14 protein-coding genes and 6 pseudogenes are annotated in these 13,603 nt (G+C 54.4%); 13 read left to right on the forward strand and 7 right to left on the reverse strand.

Going from position 1 to position 13,603, the window contains the following annotated elements; genetic code table 11:
- Positions 1 to 74: 74 nt before the first annotated feature.
- The 8 genes and pseudogenes from repC to AC1965_RS18670 all read left to right on the forward strand — a co-directional run bounded on the left by repC (position 75) and on the right by AC1965_RS18670 (position 5,743).
- A complete protein-coding gene (gene repC, locus AC1965_RS18635) occupies positions 75 to 1,169 on the forward strand; it encodes a plasmid replication protein RepC (RefSeq protein ID WP_483887097.1) in 1,095 nt (364 codons plus the stop codon).
- 187 nt (positions 1,170 to 1,356) lie between these two features.
- Positions 1,357 to 1,527: a hypothetical protein gene (locus tag AC1965_RS18640; RefSeq protein WP_483887098.1), complete on the forward strand. Its 171-nt coding sequence runs from the start codon at positions 1,357 to 1,359 to the stop codon at positions 1,525 to 1,527.
- A 74-nt stretch (positions 1,528 to 1,601) separates the two neighbouring features.
- A complete protein-coding gene (locus tag AC1965_RS18645; RefSeq protein ID WP_483887099.1) occupies positions 1,602 to 2,066 on the forward strand; it encodes a hypothetical protein in 465 nt (154 codons plus the stop codon).
- A gap of 86 nt (positions 2,067 to 2,152) precedes the next feature.
- Positions 2,153 to 2,425: a hypothetical protein gene (locus AC1965_RS18650; RefSeq protein WP_483887100.1), complete on the forward strand. Its 273-nt coding sequence runs from the start codon at positions 2,153 to 2,155 to the stop codon at positions 2,423 to 2,425.
- Positions 2,426 to 2,493: 68 nt separating this feature from the next.
- On the forward strand, positions 2,494 to 2,787 hold the full coding sequence (locus AC1965_RS18655) for a type II toxin-antitoxin system RelB/DinJ family antitoxin (protein ID WP_483887101.1): 294 nt from the start codon (positions 2,494 to 2,496) through the stop codon (positions 2,785 to 2,787).
- Positions 2,780 to 2,988: pseudogene (locus tag AC1965_RS18660) on the forward strand (type II toxin-antitoxin system RelE/ParE family toxin); the annotation flags it as partial. The gene AC1965_RS18655 and the pseudogene AC1965_RS18660, both read left to right, overlap by 8 nt.
- A gap of 263 nt (positions 2,989 to 3,251) precedes the next feature.
- Positions 3,252 to 3,779: pseudogene (locus tag AC1965_RS18665) on the forward strand (SAM-dependent methyltransferase); the annotation flags it as partial.
- A gap of 257 nt (positions 3,780 to 4,036) precedes the next feature.
- The gene (locus tag AC1965_RS18670; protein ID WP_483887102.1) at positions 4,037 to 5,743 is read left to right on the forward strand and encodes a hypothetical protein; all 1,707 of its coding nucleotides are present in this window, start codon (positions 4,037 to 4,039) and stop codon (positions 5,741 to 5,743) included.
- A gap of 199 nt (positions 5,744 to 5,942) precedes the next feature.
- Here the strand turns inward: AC1965_RS18670 and AC1965_RS18675 are convergent.
- From AC1965_RS18675 to AC1965_RS18705, 7 genes and pseudogenes are all read right to left on the reverse strand, one after another.
- Positions 5,943 to 6,756 (reverse strand): annotated as a pseudogene (locus tag AC1965_RS18675) (transposase); the annotation flags it as partial.
- A 42-nt stretch (positions 6,757 to 6,798) separates the two neighbouring features.
- Positions 6,799 to 7,089 carry an IS66 family insertion sequence element accessory protein TnpB gene (gene tnpB / locus AC1965_RS18680; RefSeq protein ID WP_483887103.1) on the reverse strand — a complete coding sequence of 97 codons (291 nt, stop codon included), beginning with the start codon at positions 7,087 to 7,089 and terminating at the stop codon, positions 6,799 to 6,801.
- Positions 7,064 to 7,126, reverse strand: a pseudogene (locus AC1965_RS18685) (hypothetical protein); the annotation flags it as partial. The pseudogene AC1965_RS18685 and the gene tnpB, both read right to left, overlap by 26 nt.
- Positions 7,127 to 7,189: 63 nt before the next feature.
- On the reverse strand, positions 7,190 to 7,504 hold the full coding sequence (locus AC1965_RS18690; protein ID WP_483887104.1) for a transposase: 315 nt from the start codon (positions 7,502 to 7,504) through the stop codon (positions 7,190 to 7,192).
- A 567-nt stretch (positions 7,505 to 8,071) separates the two neighbouring features.
- A complete protein-coding gene (locus AC1965_RS18695) occupies positions 8,072 to 8,824 on the reverse strand; it encodes a MipA/OmpV family protein (protein WP_483887105.1) in 753 nt (250 codons plus the stop codon).
- 114 nt (positions 8,825 to 8,938) lie between these two features.
- Positions 8,939 to 9,493, reverse strand: a complete 555-nt coding sequence (locus tag AC1965_RS18700; protein ID WP_483887106.1) for a hypothetical protein — start codon at positions 9,491 to 9,493, stop codon at positions 8,939 to 8,941.
- A 246-nt stretch (positions 9,494 to 9,739) separates the two neighbouring features.
- Positions 9,740 to 10,966, reverse strand: a complete 1,227-nt coding sequence (locus AC1965_RS18705; RefSeq protein WP_483887107.1) for a helix-turn-helix transcriptional regulator — start codon at positions 10,964 to 10,966, stop codon at positions 9,740 to 9,742.
- A 334-nt stretch (positions 10,967 to 11,300) separates the two neighbouring features.
- On the opposite strand from AC1965_RS18705, the gene AC1965_RS18710 reads away from it, so the two are divergent.
- The 5 genes and pseudogenes from AC1965_RS18710 (at position 11,301) to AC1965_RS18730 (ending at position 13,579) form a co-directional block, all read left to right on the forward strand.
- A complete protein-coding gene (locus AC1965_RS18710) occupies positions 11,301 to 11,834 on the forward strand; it encodes a hypothetical protein (RefSeq protein WP_483887108.1) in 534 nt (177 codons plus the stop codon).
- 271 nt (positions 11,835 to 12,105) lie between these two features.
- Positions 12,106 to 12,267 (forward strand): annotated as a pseudogene (locus AC1965_RS18715) (IS6 family transposase); the annotation flags it as partial.
- Between the two features lie 232 nt (positions 12,268 to 12,499).
- Positions 12,500 to 12,739 (forward strand): annotated as a pseudogene (locus AC1965_RS18720) (replication protein); the annotation flags it as partial.
- 196 nt (positions 12,740 to 12,935) lie between these two features.
- Positions 12,936 to 13,178, forward strand: a complete 243-nt coding sequence (locus AC1965_RS18725; RefSeq protein ID WP_483887109.1) for a type II toxin-antitoxin system Phd/YefM family antitoxin — start codon at positions 12,936 to 12,938, stop codon at positions 13,176 to 13,178.
- The gene (locus AC1965_RS18730) at positions 13,178 to 13,579 is read left to right on the forward strand and encodes a PIN domain-containing protein (protein WP_483887110.1); all 402 of its coding nucleotides are present in this window, start codon (positions 13,178 to 13,180) and stop codon (positions 13,577 to 13,579) included. Before AC1965_RS18725 ends, AC1965_RS18730 begins: the two co-directional genes overlap by 1 nt.
- The last annotated feature ends 24 nt before the right edge of the window (positions 13,580 to 13,603 follow it).

Consider the following 13,603-nt stretch of genomic DNA (forward strand, 5'->3'; position numbering starts at 1 on the left):
GCCGAAGATTTGCGACCTTTTTTCTGATTTTCAGAGATATTGGTGCCTTTCACATCAGGTTGTCGTGAAAAAACATGGCATTTACACAAGCAACTGCACCCTCTGGGCTGCGGACCAGTGAAATATTGTCCGCGGACAATTCCATTCCAGAACGCCACATCGTCGTTGCGACGCTTCGAAACGCAGCCCCTCGCCTCGGCCTCAGCGCTTCAGTGATTTCGACCTTAGACGCGATGCTTTCGTGCCTCGCGCCAAAGCGCAACCACCACACAGTCTTTGCATCCAACGCAACGCTCACATTTCGACGCAACGGCATCTCAGACAGAACGATCAGACGTCACGCAGCGACTTTACAAGAGATTGGTCTACTCGTGCGTCGTGATAGCCCAAACCGGAAACGCTTCACAAAGCACAACAGCCACGAGGGCAAGGCTCTTCGCTTTGGCTTTGACCTCTCACCACTTTTCGATCGGTTGCATGAGATTGCTTCAACGGCCGCAGAGGTCATGAAAGAACGAGAGCAGATTGACTATCTACGGTCCAAAATCCGGGCGGCGGCCAATGCAAGCCTAGTGGACGACCCAAACGATGAGATGACCCTTAACATCTTTCGTGTCCTCCGTCGAAAATTGTCCCTCCAAGACTGTGAAAAAATCCTCTCAGACTTGCGAATCTCAGAGACCGAAGCGGAGTCAGCAGACGATAAAAGTTCCAATTTCACGACAACTTTGACCGCCAGTGACGGTCAAATTGTCCGGCATCATCATAAGTCAAATAAAGAACACATTGATAAAGAGAGCGCCCCACTAAAAGAACAAACTTCTCCTGAAATTTCAGATGCTCCAATCACAGTACCAGAATTGCTATCGGCCTGTCCGGAAGCAGCCGAGTTTTCGCTCAGAAAAATAGAGACTGTTCATGATGTCGTTGCTCATGCACGAACACTTGCCCCAATGATAGGGATCAGTACCCAAAACTATGAAGCAGCACATAAGCGCCTTGGTGCATTCAGAGCAGCGGCGACTGTCTGGGCAATCATGCAGTTCCACGACAGAATTAAAGCAGTCGGCGCATATTTTCGATCAATAACCACCGGGTCAAAGAGCGATGGGTTTAGCCCAGAAAAACTAATTCGACGTCTGGCCTCGACGCAAAAACATGCAGCTTGATTTCACAATTGTCCGCGGACAATTTTCCAAGCAGGATGATCGGCTTTGAAAAACTGTCGGCCAGTCAAAGATAACATGAGGCGCCAAACCTTCCGGTCGACAACTGCACAGGGCCCATTGCGTCCAGAAGAAATGGGGCAGGGACCACTGGTCTATCTACAGTCTACCACGAAGCTTAGCCGATACCTTGAATGAGCTGGCCGCCGACAAGACCGCCGAGGGCTTCACCAACAAAACCAAGATCGAATGCCGCTTGGTGCCGGATGACTGCGATGTGACCACGGCCCTATTGCTGGCGGAAAACATCATCCAAGCCCCAATGAACGCCACGACGAGTTCGAGGCATTCGCGCGCATGATTTAGGTCGACGGGCAATCACCAGACACCATCGCGAAGACCTTCGGGACAACGATCGCAGCCGTAAAGGGCCGTTTGCGCTACGGCCTCATTCATCCCGAGATTCGCGCGGCGGCTCGCACCAAGTCTATCACACTCGATACGATGACGGCCTTTGCTGACCATCCCAGCCAGGCCGTTCAGCTTGAGGTGTACGAGGCGCTCAAAACCCGCGGTGTGCAGGTGAGCGACGATATTGGGGCCTTCGTGCGCTACGATCATGGAGCGATGGCAGAATATGGTCGCGTCTATCCCGGTCCGATCGAGCCCGATGCCACTGGTCAAAAGCGGGTGGATGCAATCACCGAGGAGCTCGAGAAACTGCAACTTGAGATGGAGGAGGAGGCGGGGGATCTGCAGGAGGCATCCAGTGCCGACGACCTTGCGCGTGCTGGCTATATCGCATCCTGGTCGAACAGCAAGATTACGCTGCATGTTGGCCTGGTAAGGCCAGAGGACAAGCCTGAGACCACAGCGCCGGCGATGCAACAAGCGACGTAGAAGGGCAGGGCGCAGATACAATCGTCTATCCCGCCTCGCTGACCCAAGACCTCTAGACTGAACGGGCAATGGCACTCGGGGCGGCGATGACCCTGCATCCGGAGGCCACGCTTGATCTGAGATTGTTCAAGCTGGTCAAGGACGTGCTTGGCGGCATGAGCGCAACCCACGGCATCAAGGTTGAGGCCCGCAACAAATTCCGCAGCCACGCCAAGATGGACGAGATCGATAGCACATCGTTGGAACAGGTGGCCGTGCGCCTCTCAAAAGCGTCACTAGCGGGATCGAAGCTTATCAGTCGCGAAATAGCTGAGGGCAGTGCGGTGTTGGCGGAGTTTTTTGCGGGGCGAAGCTCTTAGAGTGGAACTTTCCACTAACTTGATTGCGTATCTCATTTGAGATACAAAAGCAAGCAAAGGAGACTCATATGCCCGCTCAAACATCCATGATCCATGTCCGCGTTGACGATCAGCTCAAAGCGCAGGCCTCGGATGCACTCTCGGGCGTCGGCCTGACGCTCTCGGATGCCGTTCGCATACTCTTGACGCGCGTGGCCGCAGAGGGCGGGTTGCCAGCGGGACTGACAGCGGATCCAGACGCCTATGACGCATGGTTCCGCTCCAAAGTGCAGGAAGCATTGGACGACCCAAAGCGGACAACACCGCATGCTCAGGTAATGCAAGACGCTCAGGCGCTGATTGATAAGAAGCCTCGTGCCTGATCTCGAATGGAAGGCCACGGCCATCGCTGATCTGCTGGCGATTATCGACTATATTTCTGACGACAATCCAGATGCGGCCCAAGCTCTCAAGGACGAAATCGAGGCCAAGACATCACGATTGCCAGAGCACCCCCAGATGTACGCGTGGGACGTGTTGACGGCACCCGTGAAATGGTTGTGCATCCAAATTACATCGTGATCTATTTTGACGACCCAAGTGCCATAGTGATCTTGCGGGTTCTGCACGCAGCTCAGCAGTGGCCATAGGTAGGCCTGTTTCAAAGCCATTCAGATAGAAGCCCTCTCGGCACTCACAAAGTGCAAAGGGAGCTTTTTGTCCTGTGAACCTCAAACCGGATTACAAAGGACAGAGATCATGGCCCACCCCAACCAGAAACACTGCAATCAAACCCCATCTAACGCTCAGCTTAAGTCAGCCCTATCGTTGATCGCAGCCGAGATCGCGCGTGGCCTACGACATGATGCAGTCCGCTGCGGTTCAAACACTTCTCCTGGATGCGAGCGGGTCAGCCCCACTTAGTGCTGCCAAGAACCTCGCGATGCGGCTCTTGACCAAAACCCGCTCGTTCCGAGCAACAGATCCGCCTGCAACAGCTCTCGACCCCACTGCCTTACGCGGCCCTCGCCGTGCGCGCGGCGGCGATGCGCAAAGGTGAGACTATGCTGGAACCGGTTCGCTGGCGGGCCTCATGAAGCGGGCAGGGGCCAAGCTGATGCTCAACGAAGTTGATCTGTTTCGCCAGCAGCTGCTCGATGTGGTGTTTGACGCGCTGGCGACTGGGCATGACGGCGAGCATATCGATGATCTGCTGAGGTCAACACCTGCACCCAGCGTTGTCGTGATGAACCCGCCGTTTGCATCCTCGGTCGATCGCTCCCGTGATAGGCGTTTCGCTGCCAAACATCTCATTGGCGCTGCGAAACGATTGGCACCCAGCGGGCGTCTTGTTGCGATCATGCCGATGGGCTTCCGCCGTTGATGGCTTGGACGACATGGAAACTTTGCTGCGAGATGACGGCGGTCAAAGGCTGGTTGCTCGATAGGGTGGCGGGCAAGGCCTGTCTGTCGGAGGGGCGGGGTGCGGACCTTCGCCGCGCGCTGCAACAACGGCTGCTTTGCGTAGTTAAGCAGACCGTCAGCCTCGAAGCCTGTGAGGAAAGGCTATGCAATACATTCTGCTCGCCGTAGGTTTTCGCGGGCAATGACTGGCACAAGAGGTCTACTGAAATGCTTCAAATCGCTTCCGGCAAATTGTTCACTCGGGGCATTGGCTGGACCAACGAAATCCGGGGCGTCCTTTATACAAATGGATATTTTGGGTCGACTGACCTGGAGACCGTGGCAGGTTCCTTTCGCGGCACAAGCGGAGAACGAGGAAGTCTGGCGGTCGTCTATGAGCTAACAGAAAAGATGGAGACCGAGGAGAACGGTCCTGGGGTGCTCGTGTCTAGTGGCGCTACCCCCTACTTGAGGGACTTCTCTGTCATTGCATCATTCTTCTTGGAGATTCTTGTTGCCACAGATGTCGACATCGTAAGAAAGCTTACCAATGAGGCTATCGGCTTCGCGGCCAACAGCCCGCCAAAGGATTTTGTCAGCGGAGTTTTCGAGCGTCAGGTTTTAATCTCCCAGGAAAAAAGGGAGGGGTTCATCGCGTTTGTAAGTCAACTCCTCGACCTTGAGCGAAAGTACTTCCTAGCTGCAATGCGGGCGATGAAAACCTACGTAGCTGCGCTCCATAGCATTCCGGATGACCCTGGGCTCTCATATACGCTACTTGTCTCGTCGGTTGAAACGTTGGTTCAAGACTTCGATGGCTTCACACCAGAATGGTCCGATGTTGATCAAAGGAAGAGTCGTCTAGTTGACAGAGCTTTGGAAGATGCTTCCGACGAAATTAGCTCAGCAGTACGGTCAGCGATACTCGAAGGTGAGTATCACGCGATGACCCGCCGATACCGAGATTTTGTTCTCTCCAAAGTTGATGGTGCGTACTTCCGAGCGCCTTCGCTGAAGGTCGATAGCGTAATTGCGCGATATCAGCTGCACGAATCACTACGACAAGCGTATGCAATTAGATCGCAATATATTCACTCTGCTCGCCCTCTCTCAGACAACGTGGCAAACCCGCATGGCCATCGCGAAGTCGTTGACGTTGATCGGCGGCCTGTACTGACGATACAGGGCTTGGCCCGTCTTAGTCGCCATGTGATCCGATCCTTTGTCATGGAGAGCCCCAAAGTCCCCGTACAGGAATATGACTACCATCTCGAGCGTTCTGGCATTGTGGTTATGCCTATGGCGCCTCAGTATTGGGTTTGGAAACCTCTCGGTGACGATAGGTCAGCTAGGGCTAGACTCGAAGGCTTACTATCTCAGCTTTCAAATATCGACATGCGGGTCAAATCTGCTCAGTTATCGGACCTCCGCGAGATGCTTAAGGATGTTGAAAGCCTGCTGCCTCAGGCAAAGAAGGAGAACAAACCTCCGCTATACGTCGTGTATGCAATCTTTAATTCAGTGGTCGCTGAAGACAGCAAGTCTCCGAATTGGAAATCCTTTCTTGAAAAGCATGCCCAGGTAGCTGAAGCACCGTCTTCCGATGTTTTGATGGGACGCACTATACTGGGCTCAACTGAGGGCTGGTCTTTGTCGGTCCATGAGGAAGCATTCTCAATCTACTGGCAAGAACGCACTAGGAAGACGGGGCTGCGAGCTCCGCGGCTGTATGAGGCCGCTGCGGCTCTGGCACTGGCTGAACGCTTTCGAAATGACGGTCAGAACGAAAGAGCAATCGAGCTAGTAACTCAAGCTGTGGAATGTCATCCGGGGCATATGGGCCTACGAGAATTTGAAGCAAGATATTCCCCCGAGACTTACATCAACTGGCGTGATGTTTTGATCGGGGAGGAGGACAGGAAGGGGATTAGCTAGCCGCCAAATGGTTGGTGGGGTTATTTAAAAGCTCTGCGTCCAAGTCCGTTCACGGCCAAAGCTTCGCGAAGCGCGATACCCGCTTCGGGCTGGGAGCGGCCATAGGCTGCGCCTGGCTCGAATGACTGCTGTGGGCCGTTCGTGTTCCTCGACACAAGGGGCGGAAAGGCGCCATTCGCTGCAGATACAACCCGATTCATGGATGGTCACCGCGGGCCAAGGCCCAGAAGTATCCGGTTTTTGGTTTTGCGTCTGCTTGGGTCGAGCGCTGGTGCCCTCGTTTCATCCATGAACAGTTTTGTTGAACGCTTCAAATCGGCGATCAACGCATCAAACACGAGCCGCAGTTCATAGGCTGCTTTGCCAACCCACCCTGCGAGGGTGGATCGATCAAGGCCGATGCCCTGACGGCTGTAAATCTGCGCCTGACGATACCGCGGAAGATGATCTGCGTATTTGCTCACCAACACATGCACCACGGTGGCCACGATCGGCATGCCTCCCGGGATAAGCCGGGCGGGTGCAGGTACTTGGATGACCCCATTCGTGCAGGACCGACAGGCATACTTCGGACGGCGGGTGACGATCACGCGGAACTGTGCGGGGATTATGTCGAGGCGTTCGTTGACGTCCTCACCGATCACATGCCGTTCAGCGCCGCAACCGCAGGTCATGCTATCGGGCGCAATCACCTCTTCGATGCGGGGCAACTGCTAGGGGAGAGAGCCACGGTTGGTATTGCGCGGTTTTGCCGGGCGCGATGCAGGTGGATCCACCGCATCATCTTCATCGTGGACCGCCGCCATCACGGCTTCGATGTCTTCCAGCGTCCGCTCAAACTGCTCGGGATTGGCCTTCTCGGACCGGGTGCCAAACAGGGCGCGTTTGGAGTCAGAAACCAGTTTCTACAACTGATGGATACGATCCTGCTTGCGCAGATTGCGGTTCTCTGAGGCAACAAGAAGCGCCTTCAGGGCTTCAATATCATTAGGGAGATCGGCAGGTTTTGACATGCAATGTGACTATCAATTCCAGCACCCCTGCAAAAGACAGTCTTATTCACTCTGCCGCAGTGGGGGACGCACGGACAAAGCCCTTACTTTGCGCCAGTCTAAACCCGAGAACAGGGCTTCAAACTGAGCGTGGTTCAAGGCCATCAGGACATCCCTGATGGCAGGCCAAGTGAAGATGTGCTCCTCCAATCTCTTGTAAGCCATGACCAAACCAGTGCCGTCCCAATACAGCAACTTCAGCCGATCTGCCCGCTTTGACCGAACACAAAAAAACCGTCCCAGTGAACGGGTCCTTGTGCAGGTCGTTTCTGACCAACGCTGCGGACCCGTCATGTCCCTTGCGGAAGTCGACCATTGCCCGGCAGCACATGCTTGCATGTGTGAGAGGGGGGCTTGGTCGCCACAACGATCCGCACCCGGTTCGAAGGGAACATCATGAGAGAGCATTCAAGGCGCGGGCAATCTCAGCAATACGTGCCGCTGATGTGGCTGCATCCAATCGCACAGTGACGCCACTACAAATCCGATCCAACGGCGGCGGTACAGGTTCAAGTGCCGCCACAAAATCGTCGCGCACAACCAATGCTGCAAAGCTTGGCTCGTCAGGAACAGCGGGCAGAACCAGCTTGCCCTCCAGCGCCATGCGCCGCCATTCCGACAAATGATTGGCCCGCATATTATACCGCCGTGCCACACCACCCACCGATGCACCCTCAACCGAGGTCTCGGCCACAATTTGCGCCTTCACCGCATCAGGCCTCGGTCGAGGATGACCCCGCGGCCCCACAATCATATCAATGTTCCTGAGAAATCCCGTTTAGCGCTCCACGGAGAAACTTCCTGATAATCCATCCATCCGGACTGGATCTCAGATCATTGGCTCACAAGGAAGATAGGGGCAGCGCACCGCTTATAGAGTTGGCCTGAAAAGGCCCAGATTGCTTGGGTTTGGTCATGCCCCCACGTATCGGCTATTGATATGCCCCGCAACTTGACGATGCCCATCGACGGTATGCATGTTTACATCGAAGCAGATGCTGCCAGACTGGACCGCAAAAGAGCCAGATACTGGGCCGACCACACCTTTGAAATGGCCGTATGATCCGGCCTTTTCAAAGGTTCACAAGTCGACGCCAATAACTTGGCAATACCGTCAATAGCAACCTCGGTGATATAGTCATTTATCCGACGCGTCGGAAGCGATGCCATATCAGCAAAGATACGCCATTCCCGCGAGCATCCCGGCCTAACCCCCTGCGCACAAGTGCTTCGGGCGAAAATACGTCCGAAGCCTGTATGTGCGGAAATACTTCAATTAGAAGCTATAGATAACGCCTAGCCCGACGCTTAGGCTGTCTTTTCCATTCGTAAGCGGGCTGTCGTTTACCTTATCGTCCATCAGATGATAGTCTACGATCCCGATCATACTGACATTGTCACTCAATGTATATGAAACCGTCAGATCTAAAAATGGCTCCGTTGTGGCACCAACATCATAGGCAGAGCGTAGGCCGTTCGCTTCGGCAGTGGAAACCCCATATAGAAAGTTGTTCAGTTTTCCGTTACGCATCCGTGCACCCGCTCCGATGTCTACCCCCAGCGCCCCAAGGGAAAACTGGCTGCCCACCTTGACCTCGGCTTGATAACCGCTGTGTTCAGAGGCAACATCCATCATGACACCGCCGGTGACGTAGAACGGTTCGAACTGATAGGATATATCGAAACCAGCATCTACTGGCGTGCCGCGTGTCAGCCCGGCGTATAGCGGGTTTTTTTCAGGAAAGTCAGGCGTTTGGCCGGGGGAAAGCCGCAATGCCAATTCGAGATTGTCATTACGGATGACTTTGTAGCCAATACCGTCAAATCCCAAATGCAACCGGTCGCTGTCATAAGACAGAAATGGCACGAACGAGGTTTCATATTCTTCGCCCTTGTAAAGGTGCTGCGTATGGACGGCGCCGCCGCCGATGTTGAATTGTCCATTGGAGAACACGCCATCGGCTGCTGCACCTGTCGGGCCTACCAACGTGGTGGCCGTCGCGACAAGCGCGACGAATCGAAGTTTCATCTTAGAGTCCTCTTTCATAGAAAAATTGTCAGTGGTGGTTGTGTGCCTAGGGTCAGACAAAGCAGTCGCTCAAATCGTCATGCACGGATAACGACGTCACAAAAACGCTGCGGATCAGCGCAGGCGATGGGTGATTTCAGCATTAATGACGCAAGGGTCCGTTGTGCCAAATTTACGTGCCAGGCGGGGTGGAAAGCTGATTGTCATCACCGACTGCTGATCAATAACCCAGTCGGAAACGATGCGCGTGTCCACGGTGGTGACTGTTGTGATCTTTCCGTAAAGGGTAAGTTCCTTTTCGACCATGTGGCCCGACCAGCGGTTGGGGCTATCGCGAGTCCAGTCGATGTTCACGTCCCAGGCTTTATTAAGCTTGTTCAGGTCGAGTGGTTCGGGGAATGTCAGCAGTTTTGAGTAAAGCACTTCATCCTTGGCTTCTGACTTGATCTCGCGCCGCATTTCAGCACTACATCCGCTGACTGACTTCACTTTTATAACGGCCTGCCACGGCCCGTTCAGCGGCTGGATGTCTTCCGAAGAAGCAAATGAAGCGCCGGCCACACCAATCGAGATTGAGGCTATGGTAATTAAAATTATAGCGCTTGGTGTGGCGCGCCGCCGGACAATCAGGTGATGTCCGCAGGCGGGTTTGCGATTATTCATCTTCATGGTTTTTGCTTTCTGTAGCTGTCGCAGTTGGGTCAGTCGAACTATCGCTACATTGGGCAGAAATCTTGCCGGTGGCGTCTGTGCGTGTTGGGAAGGACGCGCTGGCCTGTCTGAGCCGATAGGCTTGGATCACATCGATGTAATTGCCCTTATTTGGCGGGTATGCAGTTCTCATTTGCCCATCAATGAAAACGCGAGTGACAGGTTCTGACTTCAATCAGAATGCTATCCCGCTCGACTACAAACCTACCGGGTCCCAACATGCCGATGAGGCCTGGTATTTTCAGGCGCAGCAGAGTGTCGCAAGGCAGAAGGCGTTACGCCAAGATGCTTCTTGAAGGCCGAGTAGAACGATGATTTCGAATTAAAACCCACGTCATAAGCGATTGTCAGAATGGTATCTTTGCTGTCCTGCACCCGGCTGGCCGCTTCTTCAATTCGCCAACGATTTACATAGTCAAAAAACGTGCTGCCGATCGTTTCATTTAGGGTCTGGGAAAGATAATTGGACGTGACCCCAATGTGTTTTGAAAGGTCCCATAGCGACAGATTTGGATTGCGGTATAAATGGTCGTTTTCCATCGCTGAGTTGATCTTGCGGGCAAGGCGTCGGGCCTGTTCGTCAGACAGGGCAGAGCGTTCGTATTTTGGCGTGGCTTCCGCAGCCTTTAACTCCAGCGCTTCAGCGGATGCTGGCAAGCAGGCAAGACCGGGTTTCTGACGCAGCCCCCAAAGTGCAAGAATCCAGATGGTCCCAGCACTGAGGGTCAGATCAATAACAGGCTGTTCCAACAATCTGGTTGGCAGAACATATATGCCCGATAAAGCGGCCAGTGCATTGGCGATGTTAAAAATCAAAAACGCTGCCGTGGCAGCCACGATCCACCAGAGCCAGTGAAGTTCTCGATCTTCGGTGCTGGCAAACAGATCTTTGAGCCGGGTATTATATGATGTGAGCAGCCGAACAGTCAAAAACAGGTAAATGAAAATCTGAATGTAAAACAGGATTGTCAGCGCCCAACTTCCGAAAATAAGGACCGGCACCAAAGGATGATCTACCGTCTCACTGCGTTCCAAGGCCTGATAGACATCGTTAGGCAGCATCAGGAAGAGAAACATAAACACGAAGGCGCCGAGCGCTGGCGCGGCATGCCAGCCCTTATATTTGATATCCAGATGACTGGCATCAGCGGTCAAGCCGCGCACGTACATCCAAAACAGCGGCACCTGCGCCATCGCAAAGGGCATGCTGAGCGGCATATAATATCTGGATATCTCCCTGATATCATAGACATTTGCGACTGCATCCAGAACCAATGTGAGGGATGAGATACCTTCCGACAGGAAGAATAGCCCTAAGGGCCAGTACACTTGTCTATGTTCTTTTTGAACAAACAAGAGGTTGGCGCAAAACAATGACAAGCCGACTAGAAAACTCCCAAAACTAAGATGCAATAATTCCGCGCTTTTCATAATCGGCTCCTTCAATCCGGGGATGCTGTAACCGATCGGATCATTTTGCACATCAACGTATCTGTCTTTGCGTGCAGGCAAGGACGCGCAAATGGGTCCTTGCCTCTGGAACCGGACGATGGCCACCCAGCTTGACGATTACATCTACTTCGTCCCGGCCGCCTGATCTTTGACAGGCCCGCCAAACATTGGAGTAGAGTAAATGAACACAATAACGGACAGGCACAGCGATTTGCTGGGGCCTGCGCAGCTAGAGACACGTCGCAAGCTACGATCTGTCGCAATTGAATTTCTGGCGCTGACGGGGCTGCTGGTGGGCGTAGTCCTTGCAGTGATGATTGATTTGAAACTCCTCAAGAATGGCGTGTCAGAGGCATCTCTCACTGAAGTGCTGCAAGCCTTGCTTGTGCTGGTTTCCGCACTCATATTTATCTGGCGTGCGATCCACGAGGTCGGGGCGCGGGGCTACCTGATCGGGCTTGCAACACTATTTACCTGCATGTTCATCCGCGAAAACGACGCTCATCTTGATCAAATTTATCATGGTTTTTGGGTGGTGCCAGGGGCCATGGCAGCACTTTGTGGCGCGGTTATAATGCGTCGGTACAAAACCACTTTTGCTGCGCCGCTTGTGCGCCAGTTCGCAGAACGCCACTCGACTTTCATGGTTATGGGTCTCTTGATGTTGCTCGTCTTCAGCCGCCTGTTTGGCACAGGCGTTCTTTGGCAGGCGGTCATGGGGGCGGACTACAACGCAACTTTCAAAACCGTTGTGCAGGAGGGCTTGGAACTGCTCGGCTACGCGCTGATCGTTTTTGGTTCTGTCCTGTCGTTGAAGTGTTGCAGATTTGAGCGGCGGCACCCTTAGTCATGGGGTGCCCCCATCGGGTGGTCCAGTTCGACTGTTAATGCATGGTCGGCATTTGGTCTATCGGGACAAAGCTTTTGCGCGCTGGCGGTCGATAGCCCAAGGCGCTGTGCGGCCTGACCGTTTTGCAGCGGTGACGAAATCATGTCTGAACTCAGTTCCCGTTCAGATCGCACGGTACTTGTTTCGGATTCCAGTATCAGCGAAGGGAACTCTTTCTACGGCACCGTAGACTTAATGCACCGGCTCCGTTGATATGCGAAGGCAAGGCATGACCAAATCTAGGCCTTCTTCGCTCTATCACCTCCACCGTTTCCCGTCAGATGTGATCGCTCATGCGGTTTGGCTGTATTTCAAATTTCCACTCAGTTTGCGCATGGCCGAAGATCTGCTGGCCGAGCGCGGCATAATCGTTTCCCATCAGCCAACGCGGCAGCGAGAGAAGGCAATGAAGCGGTTCAAATACCCGAGGCAGCTGCAACGATTTCTTTCCATTTATGACCCGATTGCCAACTTGTTCCAGCTTCCTTGCCACAAAATGACATCCACCGGTTCCCGTGAAATGAGATCACTTTCGACGCAAACTTGGCGCGAAATCGCACAGGTAGAGCAGTATAGCTTCCGGGTGTGGATAACTCATTGGCCCAGCTAAGTTTACGGTGCCGTTTGAACTGATCCAGGGCTTCCGTAGATTGACCGCGTTCAAACAGTTGGCCGAGGGAACCGGCGATTTGCGCTATACTCGGAATCCGGCGGCGATGGTTCCCCGCGGGGCTCCCTTGGTCGATTTGTACCGCATAATGGTCGACGAAAACTTGATCCGCAAAGACCTGTCTTTTGGCGAGATGGCACAGCTTGCCCTGTCTTATGCGCGCGACGAGGGCATCCCCGATGGTGAAGCGATCCCGCGCGCGCTGCGGTTGGACAGGGACTTTTCCGCCGTGCCGAGGGCCAAATTGCAGCAGGGGATTGAAGCGTTTGGATGATGCGGATTGATCCGGGGCATGGGAGGGGCAGCGGGCGTGATGCCTGCCGCCCACCCTTGACGCGGGGGCAAAAGGCACGATATAGCTAGACAGGTAGCTAGCTAGGAGTTGCAGTATGTGGACGGTTCAAGACGCCAAGAATAAATTCAGTGCGGTGGTCGAGGCCGCCCTTGCCGGGACACCGCAAGAGGTGACGCGCCGGGGGCGGCCTGCGGTGGTGATCTTGTCGTTGGAGGAGTATCATCGTCTGCTTGCCGGGGCAGTTAAAACCCGCGAGAGTTTTGCGGATCATCTGATGGCCTTTCCGGGGGGTGAGGTGGAACGCGCCGAGGCCAGGCCGCGAGACGTGGCATTTTGATGTATTTGCTTGATACCAACGTCATCTCTGCCGTGCGCCGCCCGGACCGTGCGCCCAAAGTCGCCGCCTGGCTGCGTGGCCGGTCGGAGCAGGACTTGTTCCTTAGCGTGATCACGGTGGGCGAGATCGAGCGTGGCATCCGCAAGCAAGAGGATCGCGACCCGGATTTCGCGCGCGATCTGCGCCTTTGGCTTGACCGGACAGTGCTGCTGTTTTCCGACCGGTTGCTGCCGTTCGATGCCAAGGATGCGCGCATATGGGGGCGGCTGTCGGCCGAGATCGGACATACGGGTGCCGACCTGATGATCGCGGCATCGGCGCTGCGCCATGGCGCAACCGTCGTGACCGGCAATGTTAGTGATTTTGCGCCGACCGGGGTGACCATCGAAGACCCGTTTTAACGGGTTTTTTCGGCGGCTTGCCCA

This window comes from Sulfitobacter sp. KMM 9851, from assembly GCF_057178245.1.